The sequence below is a fragment of the Streptomyces sp. BV286 genome, from assembly GCF_019090165.1.
Classification (GTDB): domain Bacteria; phylum Actinomycetota; class Actinomycetes; order Streptomycetales; family Streptomycetaceae; genus Streptomyces.
On sequence record NZ_JAHRIB010000143.1, the window covers coordinates 1 to 16,581 of the forward strand.

The 16,581-nt window shown below is 71.4% G+C and carries 15 protein-coding genes and 1 pseudogene; 6 read left to right on the top strand and 10 right to left on the bottom strand.

Going from position 1 to position 16,581, the window contains the following annotated elements:
- Positions 1-687, bottom strand: a 687-nt coding sequence (locus KUF83_RS22470; RefSeq protein WP_217456582.1) for a maltotransferase domain-containing protein, incomplete at its 3' end; no start/stop codon positions are given.
- A gap of 101 nt (positions 688-788) precedes the next feature.
- Positions 789-1,082 (bottom strand): DUF5133 domain-containing protein, encoded by a 294-nt coding sequence (locus KUF83_RS22475; RefSeq protein ID WP_217456735.1) that lies wholly within the window; start codon positions 1,080-1,082, stop codon positions 789-791.
- A gap of 315 nt (positions 1,083-1,397) precedes the next feature.
- Here KUF83_RS22475 and KUF83_RS22480 point away from each other — a divergent pair, with 315 nt between their 5' ends.
- Positions 1,398-1,982 (top strand): pep a2, encoded by a 585-nt coding sequence (locus KUF83_RS22480; RefSeq protein WP_217456583.1) that lies wholly within the window; start codon positions 1,398-1,400, stop codon positions 1,980-1,982.
- Between the two features lie 84 nt (positions 1,983-2,066).
- Here KUF83_RS22480 and KUF83_RS22485 read toward each other — a convergent pair whose 3' ends face one another.
- The 6 genes and pseudogenes from KUF83_RS22485 to KUF83_RS22510 all read right to left on the bottom strand — a co-directional run bounded on the left by KUF83_RS22485 (position 2,067) and on the right by KUF83_RS22510 (position 8,536).
- Entirely contained in the window at positions 2,067-2,279 is a 213-nt protein-coding gene (locus KUF83_RS22485) for a hypothetical protein (RefSeq protein WP_217456584.1), read from the bottom strand.
- Between the two features lie 65 nt (positions 2,280-2,344).
- Complete coding sequence (locus tag KUF83_RS22490) at positions 2,345-2,605, bottom strand: UBP-type zinc finger domain-containing protein (protein ID WP_217456585.1); 261 nt, start codon at positions 2,603-2,605, stop codon at positions 2,345-2,347.
- 172 nt (positions 2,606-2,777) lie between these two features.
- On the bottom strand, positions 2,778-3,374 hold the full coding sequence (locus tag KUF83_RS22495) for a hypothetical protein (protein ID WP_217456586.1): 597 nt from the start codon (positions 3,372-3,374) through the stop codon (positions 2,778-2,780).
- Positions 3,375-3,476: 102 nt separating this feature from the next.
- On the bottom strand, positions 3,477-5,381 hold the full coding sequence (locus KUF83_RS22500; RefSeq protein ID WP_217456587.1) for a long-chain fatty acid--CoA ligase: 1,905 nt from the start codon (positions 5,379-5,381) through the stop codon (positions 3,477-3,479).
- A 132-nt stretch (positions 5,382-5,513) separates the two neighbouring features.
- Positions 5,514-6,341: pseudogene (locus KUF83_RS22505) on the bottom strand (ThuA domain-containing protein); the annotation flags it as partial.
- A gap of 47 nt (positions 6,342-6,388) precedes the next feature.
- Positions 6,389-8,536, bottom strand: coding sequence for an RICIN domain-containing protein (locus KUF83_RS22510; RefSeq protein ID WP_308403106.1), 2,148 nt, complete (start codon positions 8,534-8,536; stop codon positions 6,389-6,391).
- A 370-nt stretch (positions 8,537-8,906) separates the two neighbouring features.
- Between KUF83_RS22510 and KUF83_RS22515 the strand changes: the two genes are divergently transcribed.
- Positions 8,907-9,788 (top strand): alpha/beta fold hydrolase, encoded by an 882-nt coding sequence (locus tag KUF83_RS22515; RefSeq protein ID WP_217456590.1) that lies wholly within the window; start codon positions 8,907-8,909, stop codon positions 9,786-9,788.
- A 7-nt stretch (positions 9,789-9,795) separates the two neighbouring features.
- On the opposite strand, the gene KUF83_RS22520 is transcribed toward KUF83_RS22515, so the two are convergent.
- On the bottom strand, positions 9,796-10,605 hold the full coding sequence (locus tag KUF83_RS22520) for an NPP1 family protein (RefSeq protein WP_217456591.1): 810 nt from the start codon (positions 10,603-10,605) through the stop codon (positions 9,796-9,798).
- 173 nt (positions 10,606-10,778) lie between these two features.
- Between KUF83_RS22520 and KUF83_RS22525 the strand changes: the two genes are divergently transcribed.
- Both KUF83_RS22525 and KUF83_RS22530 read left to right on the top strand, forming a co-directional pair.
- Positions 10,779-12,515 (top strand): phospholipid carrier-dependent glycosyltransferase, encoded by a 1,737-nt coding sequence (locus tag KUF83_RS22525; RefSeq protein ID WP_217456592.1) that lies wholly within the window; start codon positions 10,779-10,781, stop codon positions 12,513-12,515.
- Positions 12,516-12,600: 85 nt separating this feature from the next.
- Complete coding sequence (locus KUF83_RS22530; protein WP_217456593.1) at positions 12,601-13,503, top strand: endonuclease/exonuclease/phosphatase family protein; 903 nt, start codon at positions 12,601-12,603, stop codon at positions 13,501-13,503.
- Here the strand turns inward: KUF83_RS22530 and KUF83_RS22535 are convergent.
- The gene (locus tag KUF83_RS22535) at positions 13,473-15,215 is read right to left on the bottom strand and encodes a DapH/DapD/GlmU-related protein (protein ID WP_217456594.1); all 1,743 of its coding nucleotides are present in this window, start codon (positions 15,213-15,215) and stop codon (positions 13,473-13,475) included. The two genes, KUF83_RS22530 and KUF83_RS22535, sit on opposite strands and share 31 nt — an antisense overlap.
- 153 nt (positions 15,216-15,368) lie before the next feature.
- Between KUF83_RS22535 and KUF83_RS22540 the strand changes: the two genes are divergently transcribed.
- Together KUF83_RS22540 and KUF83_RS22545 are read left to right on the top strand one after the other, a co-directional pair.
- Positions 15,369-16,010, top strand: a complete 642-nt coding sequence (locus tag KUF83_RS22540; RefSeq protein ID WP_217456736.1) for a DUF6629 family protein — start codon at positions 15,369-15,371, stop codon at positions 16,008-16,010.
- A gap of 235 nt (positions 16,011-16,245) precedes the next feature.
- Positions 16,246-16,548, top strand: a complete 303-nt coding sequence (locus tag KUF83_RS22545; RefSeq protein ID WP_217456595.1) for an SCO4225 family membrane protein — start codon at positions 16,246-16,248, stop codon at positions 16,546-16,548.
- Positions 16,549-16,581: the final 33 nt, after the last annotated feature.

A 16,581-nucleotide genomic window follows, 5' to 3' on the forward strand; every position in this document is an offset into this window, starting at 1 on the left:
CGCCGCGGTCTTGAAGGTGCCGCTGACCGGCGGCTTGCCCGGCTCGACCAGGGCGCCCTCCGAACGCGGGAAGAACTCGTACCAGGAGCCGTACAGCGCCCGCTCCCGCTCCACGCGCAGAGGGAGCGGTTCCGATCGGGAGATCCGCTCCCTGAGGGGGTGTTCGGCGAGCGCCGCGTCCACGTCCGGCGTCAGCGCGGCGGCCAGACGCGCGGCCAGGGGGCGGGACTCGTCGCGCAGAGCGGCCGCGGCGGTCAGCACGGCAGCCCGTCCCGCCTCGCGCGGAATCCCGGAGGCGGCCCGCTCGTACAGCTCGGCGCCCTCCTCCAGGACCAGGCCCACGTCGATGCCGGCCGGGATCTTGATGCGGGCGGACCGGCGCCAGGCGGACACGGGGTCCGACCACGCCTCCACCCAGTAGGACCAGTCGCCCACCGTCCCGGGAGTGACGTCGGCGCCCCAGCGGTCACTGCCGGGGGCGAGCTCCCGCATGGGCGTCCACGGGCCACTGCGGCCCTCGGGATCGCGCAGGACGACGTTCGCGGCGACCGCGTCGTGGCCCTCGCCGAAGAGGGTGGCGGAGACCTGGAACGTCTCGCCCGGAACCGCCTTCGCCGGGCGGTTGCCGCGGTCGACGGCCGGACGGACATCGACGACGGGGACTCGGCCGATCGGAACGACGGGCATGCGGCCAACAGGGGGGACGCGGCCGTCTGCCGGGTTCTCGGTCATGGGATTCACCTCCGTCGTCGTTGTCCTGGTCCGTGGCCGGCCGTCGGGTCGCAGCCCTAGGCCACGGGGCTCGCCGCGAGTCCGTCGGGACGGCCCGGGCGTTCGCCGCGCTGCGGGCCGGCGTTGGCCCGTTCGCGGCGACGGGCGGCCGAGGTGGCCGCCAGGTAGCGCTCGGCGGCGTGCACGGCCTCCCGGGCGCAGCGTTTGCCCATGAGGACACAGAGCGTGTAGCCCGTGTCCTCGAAGTTGCCCCGCGCGGCACGGTCGGCGGGGGCCGCGAGCATCATGCGTTCCCAGGCCCGGTACAGCTCCAGGTGCCTGGCGACCTCGTCCTTGGCAGGCAGCAGCATCTCACTGGTCACCTTCCACTCCCTCGGATGCGCACGGTTCGCTCGGATGTGCGGGAAGGCCGTGCACGCGGAGACACCGGCCGACTACAGCGGCCGACACCCTCACTCATGGTGCACGCGCGGGCACCGAACGTCCTGTTGTCGATTCAACGACACCAAGGGCAACGGACCGGCTCTCGTGTTGCACGAATGGAGTACCACTCCCACTCTGGTGGGAGTGACTCAGGAGCGATCACTGCTCACGCTTTGTGTTCGGGGCCCGGTCCGCGAGGGCCGGGAGGAAGCGAGAGCTTCGCCGGTGAGGAGCCAACGACGATGAAGACCGTAGTGCCCTGCTACTACCACCTCGACGTGGAAGTCAGTCCCGAGCGGGTCGATCACGCCAGGCGCATCCTGGCCGCCCACCTCCGGTACTGGAACCTGGAGAATCTCGTCGAACCCGTCTGTCACTGCGCCGAGACCCTGCTGCGAACCATCGCGGAGCACGCGACGGACAAGAACACCACCATCGAGATGTGGTGGAACGGCCAGCACCTCATCACGGCCGTCGCGGACCACGACGGGGAGTCCCACCCGGAGTCGGCGACGCGCGGCTGCCTGGCCCGCATCGCCGCGCTGAGCGACGGCTGGGGGTGCTGCACCACGGGAAGCGGCGGAAGGATCGTCTGGTTCTCCCGCCGGGCCCGTGCCATGGAACGCGCCCCGCTGGTCCCGCCCGTCCCCGAGCCCAGCCTGCGGGAGGCCCGGCGGACGCCCCGCGAGGTGCCCGTACCGGCTCTGGCGGGGCCGGTGCCCGAGGACCCGCTCGTGGCCGCGGCCGCCCACGCCCCTTCCGAGGGCCTCGAATCAGGCGCGCTCGCCACCGTGCTGCGCCGACCGGTCGGCTCTCCGACCGGGTGAGTTCCGCGCGGTACGGCATCCGGGTGGAACGCCGTCGGCCCGCGACCGCTTCGGCGGCCGGAGGCCGGCGGCGTCGCCCTGCGGTCAGCCGATACGGTCCTCCCCGTCGACGACGGTGGTCCGGGTGGCCGAGGCGCGGGGCCGCCGGTCCTGGACACGCGGGCGCCACGAGGCCAGTTCCCTCGGCTGCGGTACGTCCTTGAAAGAGGTGCGTGCGGTACGCCCGTCCGAGAGCACGGTCCGGTACGTGCCCGCGACCGTGGCGCGGACGGCCAGGCCGGTGTTCGTGCAGCGCACCTCACGAGGCGCGCGACACGGATTCCTGGAGGCGCGGCCTGCCCAGGGCGCCTGCGCGGCCCGTGTCAGACCATGGCCTCGTCGACATAGCACCAGCGCCAGTTCTCGCCCGGCTCCAGCGACTGCACGACGGGGTGCCCGGCTCCGGCCGCGTGCCGGCGGGCGTGCTTCAGCGGAGAGGAGTCGCAGCATCCGACGTGTCCGCAGGTCAGGCACAGCCTGAGATGTGTCCAGGGCGAGGCTAGACGAAGGCATTCCTCGCAGCCCTGAGGGGTGCGGGCCGTGACGGCCCGGACGAGCGCGAGATGCGGATCGGGTCGCGGCATGGCGGGCCTCCTCACGGAGCGGGCGGACACCGGTGGTCCGTGGTCCGGTCCTCGTCCGGCCCGGTCGACGTCCACCACGTCCAGCGTGACCTGTCCGGCGCACTCCCGCGCGACCTGCTCCGGCCCGCGGCTCCGGCCCGCTAACGGCGGACAGCCTTTTTGACGGCAGGCCCTAGCGGCGGATGTCCTCCACCTCGCCGAAACCGCCCGCCGGGCTCCAGCGCAACCGGGTGAGCCACTCGGTGGACGATCGCGAGAACAGCAGGTCCTCGGTGCCGGTCACCGCCCGGACCTTCTCCCAGCCGTCGAAGTCCTTGGTGGTCTTGGTGTCCCACGTCGACAGGTTCCGCGTGCCGACCGCGGCGAGGGACTCCGTCGGCGGTTCACCGTCCGAGCAGTACACGCCCCAGTTCGCCATGACCGCGACCGTGCCGCGGATCGCCTTCAGCGTGATGCTCTGGCAGGGGTCGCCCTCGGTCGCGTACACCAGACGGGGCTTGCTCCACGGGCCGCCCGCGGTGTCCTGGTGCTGCTCCATGAGCCCTCGTCCGGCGGCGTAGTACATGCCCACGCGGCGGCCGTCGGCCCACTCGATCTCCTCCACGAAGCGGGCGTGCGACGGCGAAGGACGGGACGCGGAGGTGGCGGGGGAGCCGGCGCCGGATCCCTCGGCTCCGGCTTCCGCGCTCCCGCAGGCCGCGGTCACCGCCACCAGCACTGCCGTCGTGCCGACCCAGGCCGACAGCCGGGCCCTGTGTACTCGTCGCATAGGTCTCTCCCGGCCCTCACCACGTCAGGTCCTGCGTGAACGGTCCATGTGATCATGCCCCGGCCGCGCGGACGTACGCGGCACCCGTGGAGGGCGCATCGCTCACCTGAAGACGTTGTCCGCGTCGTCCCAGTTGTACGGATCGGCGGGCATGAGGCTCTTGGGGGCGCGGGTGGACGACTGGTACATCGCGTCGATCTCGGCGGCGTAGCGGTGCGCGATGGCGTCCCTGCGCAACTTCATCGACGGGGTGAGCATCCCGTTGGAGAGGTCGAACGGTTCGGGCAGGACCCGGTACACGCGGATGGACTCCGAGCGCGACACGGTGCTGTTGGCCGCGGCGACGGCGCGGTTGATCTCCTCGCGCAGGGCGTTCTCCTCGCGCGTCTCGCGGTCGTGCGCCTCGCCCGGGACGGCGTGGACGGAGCGCCAGTGCGCGAGGAACTCGGGGTCGAGGGTGATCAGAGCCCCCACGCAGGGCCTGTTGTCACCCACGACCACCGCCTGGTGGATGAGCGGATGGACCCGCAGGCGCTCCTCGAGGGCCGCGGGTGCGACGCTCTTGCCGCCGCTGGTGATGACGATGTCCTTCTTGCGGCCGGTGATGCTCAGATATCCCTCGTTGTCGAGGCGGCCGATGTCACCGGTGGCGAGCCAGCCGTCGCGCAGGGCGGCCCGGTTGCCCGCGGCGTCGTTCACGTAGCCCTGGAAGACCGACGGGCCCCGTACGAGGATCTCCCCGTCGTCGGCCACGTGGATCTCCGTGTCGGGCAGGGGCTGTCCGACGGTGCCGAGTTTCTCCCGGCCGACGGGCTGGGCCGTGATGCCGCCGCTCGTCTCCGTGAGCCCGTACCCGTCGTGGACGAAGATCCCGATTCCCGAGTAGAACAGGGCGAGTTCGCGGTTCAGGGGAGAGCCGCCCGACACGGCGCCGCACACCCTTCCGCCCAGTGCCGCGCGGAGCTTGCGGTACACCGTCTTGTCGTAGAGGGCGTGCTGCATCCGCAGATCGAAGCCGGGGCCCGGGCCGGTCCCGAGCCGGTGCCGTTCGGCGGCCGCCGCGAAGTCCTGCGCGGTGCGGACCGCGCGCTCGAACAGGGCGCCCCGGCCCGCCTCCTGGGCCTTGCGGAGGAAGTTCTTGTAGAGCTTCTCGAAGACGAAGGGAACGGCGTAGAGATAGGTCGGCCGGAAGGACAGCAGGGCGTCGGCCAGTGTCTCCGCGCGCAGGTCGGGTTCGTGGCCCATGAGCATTCCGCCGCGCATGCACAGCCCCTGGATCATGAGGCCGTAGACGTGGGAGAAGGGCAGGAAGGCCAGGATGGCGGGCTGTTGTCCCGGCGGCGCCGCGGTGTGCCCCCAACCGGCCAGCAGCGTGTCGCAGGGGCTGGCCAGGCTGCTGTGACTCAGCGCGCAGCCCTTGGGGTGCCCCGTCGTGCCGGAGGTGTAGGCGATGACGGCCGTCGAATCGGGCAGCACGATCCGGCGCATGGACTCGACCGTGGTGAACGGTACCGACCGGCCCGACTCCGCCAGGTCCGCCAGCGCTCCGGCGTCGAGTTGCCAGACGTGCCGCAGGGCCGGCAGCGAGGCGCACACCGAGCCGACCGTCATGATGCTCTGCTCGTCCTCCACCACCACGGCCACGCAGCCCGCGTCGCGGAGGATCCACCCGACCTGCTCGTGCGAGGAGGTCGGGTAGATCGGCACGATCTCGGCGCCGACCGTCCACAGCGCGTAGCTGAGGACGGTCCACTCGTAGCGGGTGCGCGCCATCACGGCCACGCGGTGCCCCGGGAAGATGCCGGCGGCGATGAAGCCCCGTGCGACATCGACCACCTCGTCCCGCAGCTCGATCGCGGTCACCGGTGACCAGGCTGTGGGAGAGGTGTCGGAGCGGCGCGCCAACTGGGGCAGGAGAGGGTCGCGGTCCGCCGTCTCGAAGAGACTGTCGGCGAGTCCTCCCTGCATCAGCGGCGGAGCCGGTCTGGATACTTCCAAGGGGTGCATGTACCGCTCCAGAATCTCCTCAGAGCGCCCCTCCGATGGAGTCCGGAACCGAGGGCGTTCGAAATCTAGCCCACGACGGCCGGGGTTGTGTCACGAACGGTCGATCGCCCCTACCTGACGGCCTTTCAGGGTGCCGCCGAGCCACTTCAGCCCGTCGAGCAGGAACCGGTTCTGGGACGCGCTCGCGAAGGTCGACGACAGCGGGGTGTCGGTCGCGTAGTCCATCGCGTTGTGGCCGACGTTCGCGTACAGCATTCGGTACTTCGTGTTGGACCACAGGACCGGGTAGTGACCGCTGTACCAGGTCTGGTTCGGATCGGTGCCCAGCGGGAAGCTGCTGGGGTCGATCGAGGCCAGGATCCTGATGTCGGGGTTGCGTCGCAGGTCGTTCGACCAGCTGTACCACTCGTTGACCGACGACGTGAACGTGGCGGGCAGGTTCCGGGTCGAGGGGTGGACGCGGTCCTCCACCCGCAGGGCGGCCGTGGTCGGGCCCCAGGTGTTCGACCTGAAGTTCCCGCTGCCGAGGAACTGCTGGTGGTACCAGGGCCACCGCTGCGCCTCCGTCGTGAAGGCGGCGACGTGGAAGCCCAGCCATCCGCCGCCCGCGCGCATGTACCGCTCGAAGCCGGACCGCTGGGCGGCGCTCTGCGGCAGGTCGTCGAGGAACAGGACGACCTGGTAGGCGTCGACGCCCCCGTTGGCCAGCAGATTCCAGTCGGTGCTCGCGGTGTAGGCGAAACCGTTCTCGGCGGCCCGGGCGGGGAACCACCGGTTGGCCTCGCGGACGAAGCTGATGTGCGCGGCGTCCCACGTCCCGCTGTGCAGGGCGAGCACCTTGAACGGTGCCGCCTCGCGGGCCGCGTGGGCGGGCGGCGCCGCGAGCCCCAGCAGGGTCGCCAGCAGGACGAGCACCCGCAGAGCCACGCGTACCGGTCCGGACGGTCTGATTCCGTGCATGGTGTGCCCCTTCTTGTGGGCCTGCCTGTGGGCGTTCCTGTAGGCGGTCACGGGTGGCTGGCGAGGTTGGCGACGTTCGTGGCGGAGTTGGACGGGCCGCCGCGGTCGTTGACGACATGGCGGATCGTGCCGGTGCCGCCCAGCGAGACGGTCACCATGCTGCGGAAGCGCACGTTCGCGTGGTTCGGCGCCTCGATGGCGTGCTCCGCGGTGACGGCCGGGTTCACGTTGAAGTAGCAGTAGCTGCCGAAGCCGTACACCTGGTGGCTGGTCACGGAGTTCGCGACCTTGTAGGCGGCGTAGCCCTGGGTGGAGCCGTTCATCCAGGCCGACTGGGAGGGCGGGTCGTACGGCATCTCGTTCTGGTAGAAGTACGTGCGGCCGCCGTTGCCGTTCCAGATGGTCTGGTGCTTCTGGTAGTGCTCGACGAACAGGCCGTACATGGTGACGTCGTCGCCGTTGACCACGAGTCCGGTGTCGGCGGTGTTGGTGTTCCAGCCGACGCCGTTGCCGTGGTCGGCGCGCCAGATCCACAGGTGGTCGCCGATGACGTCGTCACTGTTGACCGTGAGGCTGGTGGTGGCCCTGCCCACGGCCGCGCCCCCGACACGGAAGAACACGTCGTGCAGGGAGCTGGGGTTGGCGCTGTGGTCGGCCGAGGAGCCGCTCGGACCCATCTCCAGGAGCTGCGCCGAGTTGGTGGTCCCCGCGTCGACGAGGATGCCGGCGAGTTTGACGCCGTCCACGTCGGCGACCGTCATGGCCGTGATGCCGTTGTCCGGGATGAGCGTGGCGAGGCCCAGACCGAGGACGACGGTGTTGGGGCGGGTGACCTTGAGCGTCTGGTCCAGGTGGTAGACGCCGGGGGTGACCAGCAGGTTCTTGCCCTGTGCGAGAGCGGCGTTGAGCTGGGCCGCGGTCGCGCCCGGCTTGACGACGAAGAAGTCGGACAGCGGCAGGGAGGTTCCCGCGGGCGTGCCCGCGCCCCAGGTGGTGCCGCGTGAGTCGGTGCGTACGGCGGGCACGAACACCTTGTAGGCGCCGGCCCCGTCGACGTACAGGAAGGGCTTCTCGCGTGAGAGGGGTGTGCGGTCGACCGTGGTGTACGGGGGGTTGGGGAAGCTGGTGGCGGGGGCGTTCTGCGCACCGACGAAGACCATGTTCCAGTTCGAGCCCGTCCAGCTCGACCATTCGGTGTTCCGCGACAGCCACTGCTGCTGCGAACCCGACCTGACCTGGCCGTCGATTTTGGTGTCGGCCATGTAGCCGCCGCTCGACCAGCCACCGTCGTCGAGCTGGAGGTTGCCGCGCAGGTGCATCCGCCGGTAGGGAGCCGCCTGTGAGACGGCCCAGCGGTCGGTGCCGGACGTCGGTGTCACCGACAGGTTCTCCGCCGAACGCCAGAAGTTCTGGGTGGCGTTGCCCTGGAACCAGTCGGCCTCGGCGTGCACCGCGCCGCGGATGGTGACGTCGTCGGGGGAGAGGCCGAGGCCCGCGACCTGGGTGTAGAAGCCGACGTTGGCGTTCGCGTCGTACGTGCCGGGCTTGAAGAGGAAGGCCTTGCGGGCCGAGCCGAACTGGTTGGTCTCCTGCTGGGCGAAGGCCGCGTCGAGGCTGCGCTGGATGGTGGCGGCGGGGGTGGACGGGTCGAAGACGGTCACGTTGGGGCCGAGGTCCGGTGTTCCGGGCGGCTGCTGGACGTCGACGGGATCGACGCGGAAGGACTGGGCCGCTGAGCCGTTGCAGGTCCACTGCTGGAGCTGTGTGCCGTCGGCGGTCGAGGCGCCCGGTACGTCGAGGCACTTGCCGCTGTGCCGGTTCACGAAGTGATAGGTCCCGCCTGCTTCCGCGACGGGCCGCCACTGCTGGTTGGCGCCGCCGCCGTACGTCCACAGGTGCACGGGCGCGCCGTCGGCGGCCGAGACGTCGGCGACGTCCCAGGTCTTCGTGGCGTCACCGCGGTTGCCGACCCGGACGTGCCCGTCGGTGGTGTCGCGGAGTTCCCACTGCTGGGCCTGGCTGCTGTTGCACGCGTACTGCTGGACGGCGGTGCCGTCGGCCGTCGCGGCCGCCCGGGCGTCGACACACTTGCCGCTGCCCGCGTTGACGACGGTGGCCCAGCCGGTGGGGAGGGCGGCGGCCCGGGCGTCCCGTGTCGGCGGGGCCGCCGCCACGGCGGACGCAGCCGACGCCACCAGGGCGAGGGCGGTGAGGAGGGTGGGTATCCGACGGCTCGGTGATCTCGTCGATCTGAACACGGGTTCTCCTGTGGTGTGGGGGAGGGAGAGAATTCGTCGTTCATGGATGTGAACGACGAGCGCATTCGTGGAATCTCGGCGATCGGTGAACCTAAAGGTCTGAACCAAGCTCGTCAAGATGTGAAGCAAAGACGGGGGGCAATCGCCCGGAATCCGCAAGGAATTGAAGGCATCCCGGCTGCGCGGGGCCGCCGGTCCGTCTCCTTGCGGACGGGCGGTCCGCTCGGCCCCTCATTACGATGGAGAGATCGTCGCGCCGCCCGGCGGTGCGTGTGCGAGGGGGCCGACCGACGTCAGGAGGGCCGCCGTGAGCACGATCGCGGTGAAGGCCGCCCAGCTGAAGGGCGGACTCGTCCTCCCCTATGCCGAGGCGGGCTACCCGGAGGGCGCTCCCGTCGTGTTCGTGCACGGCCTCGCGGACTCCTGGTGGACGTTCGAGCCGCTGCTCAGGCAGCTTCCCGGCACGCTGCACGGGTACGCGCCCACCCAGCGGGGCCACGGCGACGCCGAGCGGCCCGAGGAGGGCTACGGACCACAGGACTTCGCGGGCGACCTCGTGGAGTTCCTCGACGCCGTGGGCATCCGCCGTGCCGTCCTGGTCGGAGCGTCGAGCGGGGGTGTGGCCGCACGGCTGGTCGCGGGCAGCCATCCCGACCGGGTGGCGGGCCTCGTCCTGGCGGGTGTCCCGGCCACACTCGCCGACAAGCCGGGCGCCACGGCGTTGGGGGAGAGCATCCAGAACCTCGCGGACCCCGTGCCGCGTGCCTTCGTGGAGGAACTGCTCGACGGTCTCACGGCCCGGCCACTGGCACGCGGGCTCCTGGCGACACTGGCCGAGGAGAACCTCAAAGTGCCCGCGCGCGTCTGGCGGGAGACCATGCGCGGGTTGCTGGAGACGGACCTCGCGGCCACCCTGAGGGGCATTCTCGTGCCCACGCTCGTGCTCTGGGGTGATGCCGACAGCCTTCTGCCGCGCGCCGATCAGCAGCTGATCCTCGACACGATTCCCGGCGCGACACTCGTCGTGTACGAGGGCGTCGGCCACGTCCTGTACTGGGAGGAGCCCGAACGGCTCGTGCAGGACGTCACCGCCTTCGCCGCGGCGGTCCTGCCGGCCCGTCCCGGCGGCGGCGCTCCCGGCGGGGCCGGGGCGCCGCCCCCGGACGGCCGGGACGGTCCTTCGGTGTGACGCGCGGTCAGGCGTTGGGGTCGAAGGCGATCCCCGCCGGCTTGGCCGACGCGAGGTGCGAGTTGAACGTGCTGTCCTTGATGCCGAGCGTGGCGCTGCCGAAGTTGTACGCGGTCAGTTTGTCGCGCACGCCCGCGGGATAGCCGTTCCAGCCGACCAGTGAGGGGTACTGCCACGTCCCCTTGTGGTTCTCCGGCGGCTCGTCGCCCGAGCCCGCGGCGCGGAAGCAGTGCGTGCTGATCCCGTCCTTGTGGTAGACGATCTTGGGGTGCGTCCCGTCGAAGCGGATCGCCGAACGGTTGTGGACCGTGAACGAGCCGTGGTTGGACGTCGAGACATACTCGGCCTGGTTGTTCTGCACCCACACCACGACGTGCTCCCAGTCGTGCCGGTGCCCGCCGAGCCCGCTGCCGGCGAGGGCCTGGTCCTTCTCGAAGTAGAGGGCGTAGACGATCGCGCACCAGCCGTTGTTGCACTTGGAGCGCGAGTACCCGTTGGTGTTGTCCAGGTCCGACGCGTCACGGCACTGGCCGTTGAGGGCGCCGCTCGGCTTGAGTCCGCCGTTGACGGTCCCGTCGGGGCCGATGGCGGGCGTGGAGTAGCAGCCGTCCGTGTCGTAGTCGTAGGCGGGCTGGAACGTCTGGTCCAGTCCGTCGGCACTGGCGGGCAGGGCGCCGGGCGGGGCCGCCAGGGCGGTCGCCGGGAAAGCCAGGACCAGGGCGGCGGCGCCCGCGAGGACGCCGAGCGTCCTTCGGCGGGCGCGCCGTGATCCGAAGAGCCTCGATGCCGGTCTGCCGTTCACAAGCGTCCTCCTCATCGGCCCTCTGCAGGCCAACGCCCTCTGTGACATGTGCAGTTCAGAGTCCCGGGTTTTCACCCCCGTGCCAAGAGGTCACAGGCGTCACAACGGTTACGGCCCGCACAACACTTGGAGCCCCGCCGGGCAAAAGAGCGCCACGGAAGCGGGGGGTTGGTGGGAAGGTGTCTGCCATGAGCGCGCCGTGGATCTCCCGGCTCGGCGGTGACGAGACCACCGCCCCCGTCCTGCCCGGACCGACGGCCACGGGTGAACGGCCTGACCGGTTCGCCGCGTTCATACGGTATGTGCGGCACCGGCGGTGGCCGTACGTGCTGACCGTCGTCGCACTCCTCGCCCAGATGGCGGTCGCGATGGTCACCACCGCCGTCGAGCAGACCCCCACCATCGACGAACCGGTGTACGTGGCCACGGCCGAGGTCCACCTCAAGGAGCGAAGCCTCCGCCCGAACCCCGAACACCCGCCCCTGGGCAAACTGATCATCGCGTCCGGCCTGGTGTTCACCGACGCACGCCTGGACTCCGGATTCGCCGGAAGCCAGCAGGCCCTCGGGCGGCACCTGCTGTACGAGTCGGGCAACGACCCCGGACAGCTGATGCTGTGGGCACGCCTGCCGATGATCGTCCTGACACTGCTGTTCGGGCTGGTCGTCCTCGCGTTCGCCCGGGATCTCACCGGGCCGGCCGGCGGGCTCGTGGCACTGGCCCTGTACGCGTTCTCCCCGGACGTCATCGCCAACGGATCGCTGGCCACGCTCGACGTGCCCGCGGCCGGGTTCCTGCTCACGTCCGTGTGGCTGCTGTGGCGGGCGCGCCGGCATCCGCGCCTGTGCCTCCCGCTCGCCGGGGTGGCGCTGGGCGCCGCCGCGGCCACCAAGATGAGTGTGCTGCCGGTGGTTCCGGTGCTGATGCTGCTGGGCGTCCTGTCGTTCTGGCAGGCCCGCCGGCCCTCCTCCGGCCCCGACGTCCGCGCCCGGCTGCGGCTCCTCGCGTACGGGGTGGCGGCCGCCGTCGGTATGGCACTGGTCGCGGTCGCCGTCGTGTGGGCCACCTATCTCGTCGTCGACCCCCGGCTGCGCTGGGTGCAGCCCGAGAACGTGCCGGACATCCGTGGGACGCGCGGCCGCGTCGCGGCGTGGCTGCCGTTCCCCGAGCCCTACCGGGACGGCATGCGCATCCAGTTCGGCTTCGAGTACGACATCTGGAAGGGCTTCCTGTTCGGACGACTCTACGAGGGGTCCCTCTGGTACTACCTGCCGGTCGCGCTCCTGGTGAAGACACCGCTCGGCATGCTCGCCCTGTGGCTCGGCGGCGCCGTCGCGGTCCTGACCGTACGCCGGCTGCGCCCCGCGGCTCCCTACGTCCTCGTCCCCGCGGGCATACTGCTGGCGATCTCCATGAACGGCGCCCGTGACCTCGGCGTGCGATACGCCGTGTTCATGCCGATGTTCCTCGCGGTCGCCGCCGCGGGGGTGGCGCTCTCCCGCCGACGCGCGGCCCATCTCGTGACGGCAGCGCTGGTCTGCTTCGTGGCGGTCAGCTCGCTGCGCACCTACCCCTACTACCTGCCGTACTCCAACGAGGCGTTCGGCGGTCCGTCCAAGACCCATCTGCGGCTGCACGACTCGAACGTCGACTGGGGTCAGGACCTGGGCCGCCTCGCCGGACACCTCCGCCGGCACCATTCCGGCGAGCGGGTCTGGCTCGTCTACAAGGGCGCGGGCGTGCCCGCCGCCTACGGGATCGACGCGTCCAACCCGCTGCAGGCACCCCTCGGTGAGGTGCACGGGCTGCTCGTCGTGTCCAACTCCTCGGCCGCGAAGGCCGACGGGCGGCTTGCCGCACTGCTCGACACCAGTACGCCGGTCGACGATGTCGGCCACTCCATCACGGTCCACCGACGGCGCTGACGCCAACTGCCATGGAGGAATGGGCCAGTCACGTCTGTCACTTCGGTCCCGCTGGTTGAGCCCGGTCGCCGGTATCGTCGATGTCATGACAACGCGTCGTACGAGGAGGCGCGGTGGGGCCCGAGCGATCGCGACGGCCCTCATGTGCGTACTGGTGGCACTCCCCGCGAGAAGCGGCGCCGCACCCGACAGGGCCGCCGCGCCGAAGGCCGACCGGGGTCTGTACGTCGGCACGTTCAACATCTACGGGAACATCGGCCACCGGGGCGACGCCGGCGACTGGATCAAGGACGAGGCCGACGCCATCAGGGACCTCACCCCCGGTGACATGGACCGGTGGCTGTTCATCGGCCTGCAGGAAGTCTGCAAGTCCCAAGGTGAGCGCTTCGCCCGGGAGTTGGGGCTGCGCAGCGCGTTCGTCGACACCGGTACGAAGTGTGCGGACGGCCAGCCGTACGGGAACGCCGTCCTGTTCCACTCGGCCGTGCGGATCCTGGCACCGGCGCTGCTCCCCAACCCGGACAACAGGAGCGGGGAGCGGGGCATCATCTGTGCGGTCGTCCGCGCTCCGGGACATACGGACGGGCCTGGCCCGTACGTCACGGCGTGCAGTACGCACCTCAGCGTCGGCGTCACGAAAGACGGGGAACGGGCGGCGCAGACCGCGTTCATCCGCGAGGACTGGAAACCGGACGGCGTCCACGTACTGGGCGCAGACGGCCCGGTCGTCCTCGCGGGCGACCTGAACGCCCCGCCCGACGCGCGGGAAATGGACGTCATGTACAACGGCAGGAGCAGCGAGGCGAGCGGCCCGCGGGAGAGCGGACCGCGATACGCCCGGCCGACCTACGACGACGGACGCAAGATCGACTACTTGTTCGCCTGGGGCACGCGGGGCTCCGCGCGCTGGCGCGACACCGGGGTCCGCCGGACCGTCAACTCGGACCACAGCTTCTACTACGGCAGGTTGTCGACGGGCACCGGATGAGAAGGGAATTCCGGCGCGGGTGAGCGGGCGGCCTCGGGCCGGTGGACGCCTCGCGGCCGGTACCCCAGCCGGTCCGCCACCCCCACCAGATCCGCCAGCAGCCAGATGATGGCCAGCCACATCTCGGTGCCCTGGAGACCGGGATCCCGGCCCGGGCCCGAACCTCCCTCGCCCGGCGGACCGAACCCGAACCCGGCTCCGTCCCGCCACCCCCGCAGAGCCTGCGCCAACTGTTCGCCGGCCCACGACCGTGCCTCGGCCGTCCGGTGGCCCGTCTGCCGGCCGGCGAGCCACAACGGGTGTGCCACGTCCAGCACGTTGCACGCGTTCTGACGGCCCGCCGCGAACCAGCGCGGATCACCGCCGTGGGCGAGGACGGTGTCCACCACGCGCTCCGGGTACGGCAGGCGCAGGCCGAACTGCGCGAACGAGCCACGCGTGAGCCGGTAGAAGCCGTTGACGAGCTGCAGCCGGCCCGCCGCGGGCGAAGGCGCCCGGCCCCACATCCCCGTCCACGGATCCACCCGGGTGCCCAACCAGCCGAACAGCGCCTCCAGCACGCCCGGTTCACCCGCGGCCGCGCCCATCCCGAGGTTGTGGTGCGCACCGGTCGCCCAGCAGTCCACCCAGGCACCGGCCGACCAGGTGCGGGTCTCCCACGGCAGCGACTCCAGACGGGCGACCAGCTGACCGGCCGTCATGCGTCCCACCGCATGCACCGGATGGGCGAACCGGGAGCCCAGCAGGTCCAGCGCGTACCCCACGGACAGCACGTGGTACTCGGCGGCGCCGTCGTCGGTCCAGCCGTCCGGTGCGGGGGCGGGCAGCACGCCCGGGTCGCCGTCGGGGGCGAGTTCGGGCACCAGTCCCTCGGCCGGGTCCTGCAGTGCGCGCAGCCGCTCGGCGTGTGCGGCGGCTGTCAGCTGCGGCGGAGGGGAGCCCAGCAGCAGGTCGGCGATCTCCACGGCGTCGCAGTGGGCGCGAACGGTCGCAGGCGTGCCGGGCCGGTCGCGGTACCTGCCCGCTTCGGCGTCCCAGGCGCGGGCGAGGAGGCCGGCGGACTGCGTCCTGGCCCGGTCGGCGAACCGGGCGGCCGCGTCCCCGAGCCCACCGTCCGCCGTCCCGTTGCGGGAGGGGGCGGGCTCGCGCCGGTCGCGCAGCCGACGGGCCGGGTTGCCCGCGGCGACCGACCAGGCCGGCAGATCCTTGGTCACGACCGCGCCGGCGCCCACCACACAGTGGTCGCCGATGGTCACCCCGTCCAGGACGACGGCGTTCGAGCCGATCCACACGTCGTCGCCGACGGTGATGCCCTTGCGGGTGAGGGGCTGGTGGTGCACCGGCAGGCCGGGCGCGAACCCGTGGTTGAAGCCGAGCAGCGAGCTGTGGGCGCCGATCCGCACCCCGTCCCCCAGCACGATCCTCCCCCGCACGGTGGCGTACGGATTGACGGTGCAGTCGGAGCCGGTGGTCACCTCGCCGGTGACGTAGGCGTGGCCGGCGATGTAGGAGTTCTCGCCGAGACGCAGTACGTCGGTGAACACCCCGGCGGCGGGGGAGACGTAACAGTGCGGGCCGAAGCTCGCCCCGCCTTTGGCCAGCCGCTCCTGATGTTCGGTCTGGGCGTCCCGCTGCGCGGCGGAGGCCCGAGGGCCGAAGTCCCATGGGCAGTAGTCGAAGTAGGCGTCCTCGTACGTGGTTTCCGCATCCATCGCACGCGAGCATAGAGAGCGCTTGCTGTCCCGGCAATGCTCCCTGCGCCGGGCAGGGGCCCGGACGGTCGTGTCAGCCGGATTGTTCGAGGTCCGGACCTTAGCGTGGCCACTGGAAGACCGGATCCCGTGACACGAACCCCTGGTGGCGCGATGTGCTGGAGTGCGACGGCCGACCTCGTGGCGGGCAGCGCAATCGCCGCGGTCGGAGTGGCCTGCCTGGCGCGGGCCCGCCGGGCGGCCGATCTGCCGCTGGCTGCGCTGCCTCTGATCCTGGGCGCCCACCAGTTCGTCGAGTCCGTCGTCTGGCGCTCAGGTGGCGGCCCGGGCCCCGCCACCGTGGCCTGGGCGGTGATCGCGCTCCCGCTGCTCGCGGTGTGGGTGCCCGCGGGGGTGCTGTGCGTGGCACCGCCGCGGAACGTACGGCCGCTGACGGTCCCGCTCGTCGCCGGGCTCGCCACCGCGGCGGTGCTCTCGTACCGCCTCGCCACGCACTCCGTGACGGCCGAGGTCCGCGGCCACACCGTCGGCTATGCCGTCACCCTGCCCGGTGCGGAGGTCATCGTGGTGGGCTATCTGCTCGCCACGGTCGGTTCGCTGCTGCTGTCCGGTCACCATCTCCTGCGCGTGCTCGGCGTCCTGGTGGCCGTGGGTGCGGTGGTCTGCTGGGCGCTGTGGGAACGGGAGTTCATCTCGACCTGGTGCGCGTTCGCGGCCGTGTGCTCGCTGGTCCTGTACCGCTGGGTGCGGCGGCCGGTGTCATCCGGCGTCCCGCGGGTGCCGGCCGGACGGTGACAGGTGTCCGACGGTGGCATCCGCAGGCAGGTGCCGCACGAAGGAGAAGGGGGTGCCGCCTTCACGGCCGGTGGCGGCCGCGTCCCCTACCTCACCTCCGGCCCTCGTGCGTACATGAGTACCTACGCCGTCGCCATGAGTACGCACGCTCAGGACCAGGCGATCTCCCGCGGGCAGAGTTGACCCCGACGGGGGCCGGAGAAGCCGGGCCCCTTCGAACAGGGGAGCACGCGCCATGAGTTCGGTCCTCGGAGCCCGTATGTCCGCCACACCGTTCGGCACGTGGCCCGCCCGCGTGTACCTCGCGGTGTGCGCCGCGCTGATCGTCTGGCTCGCGGTCGTCTCGTCCCAGCCGCAGGACGACGCCTCGCTCGCCGCCGTGGTCCCGCTCCTCCTCACGGCGCCCACCAGCTTGCTCGTACTGGCCGTGCCGGACGGGATGACGGCCGGACTGTACGCCGTGCTCGTCATGTCCGCCGTGGTCAACGCCTGGGTGATAGACGTGATCTGGCGGCGGCTCGGCAGCCGGAGGGGCTGATTCGCCCCTGCTCGGGGCGGGGCCGGGATGCGT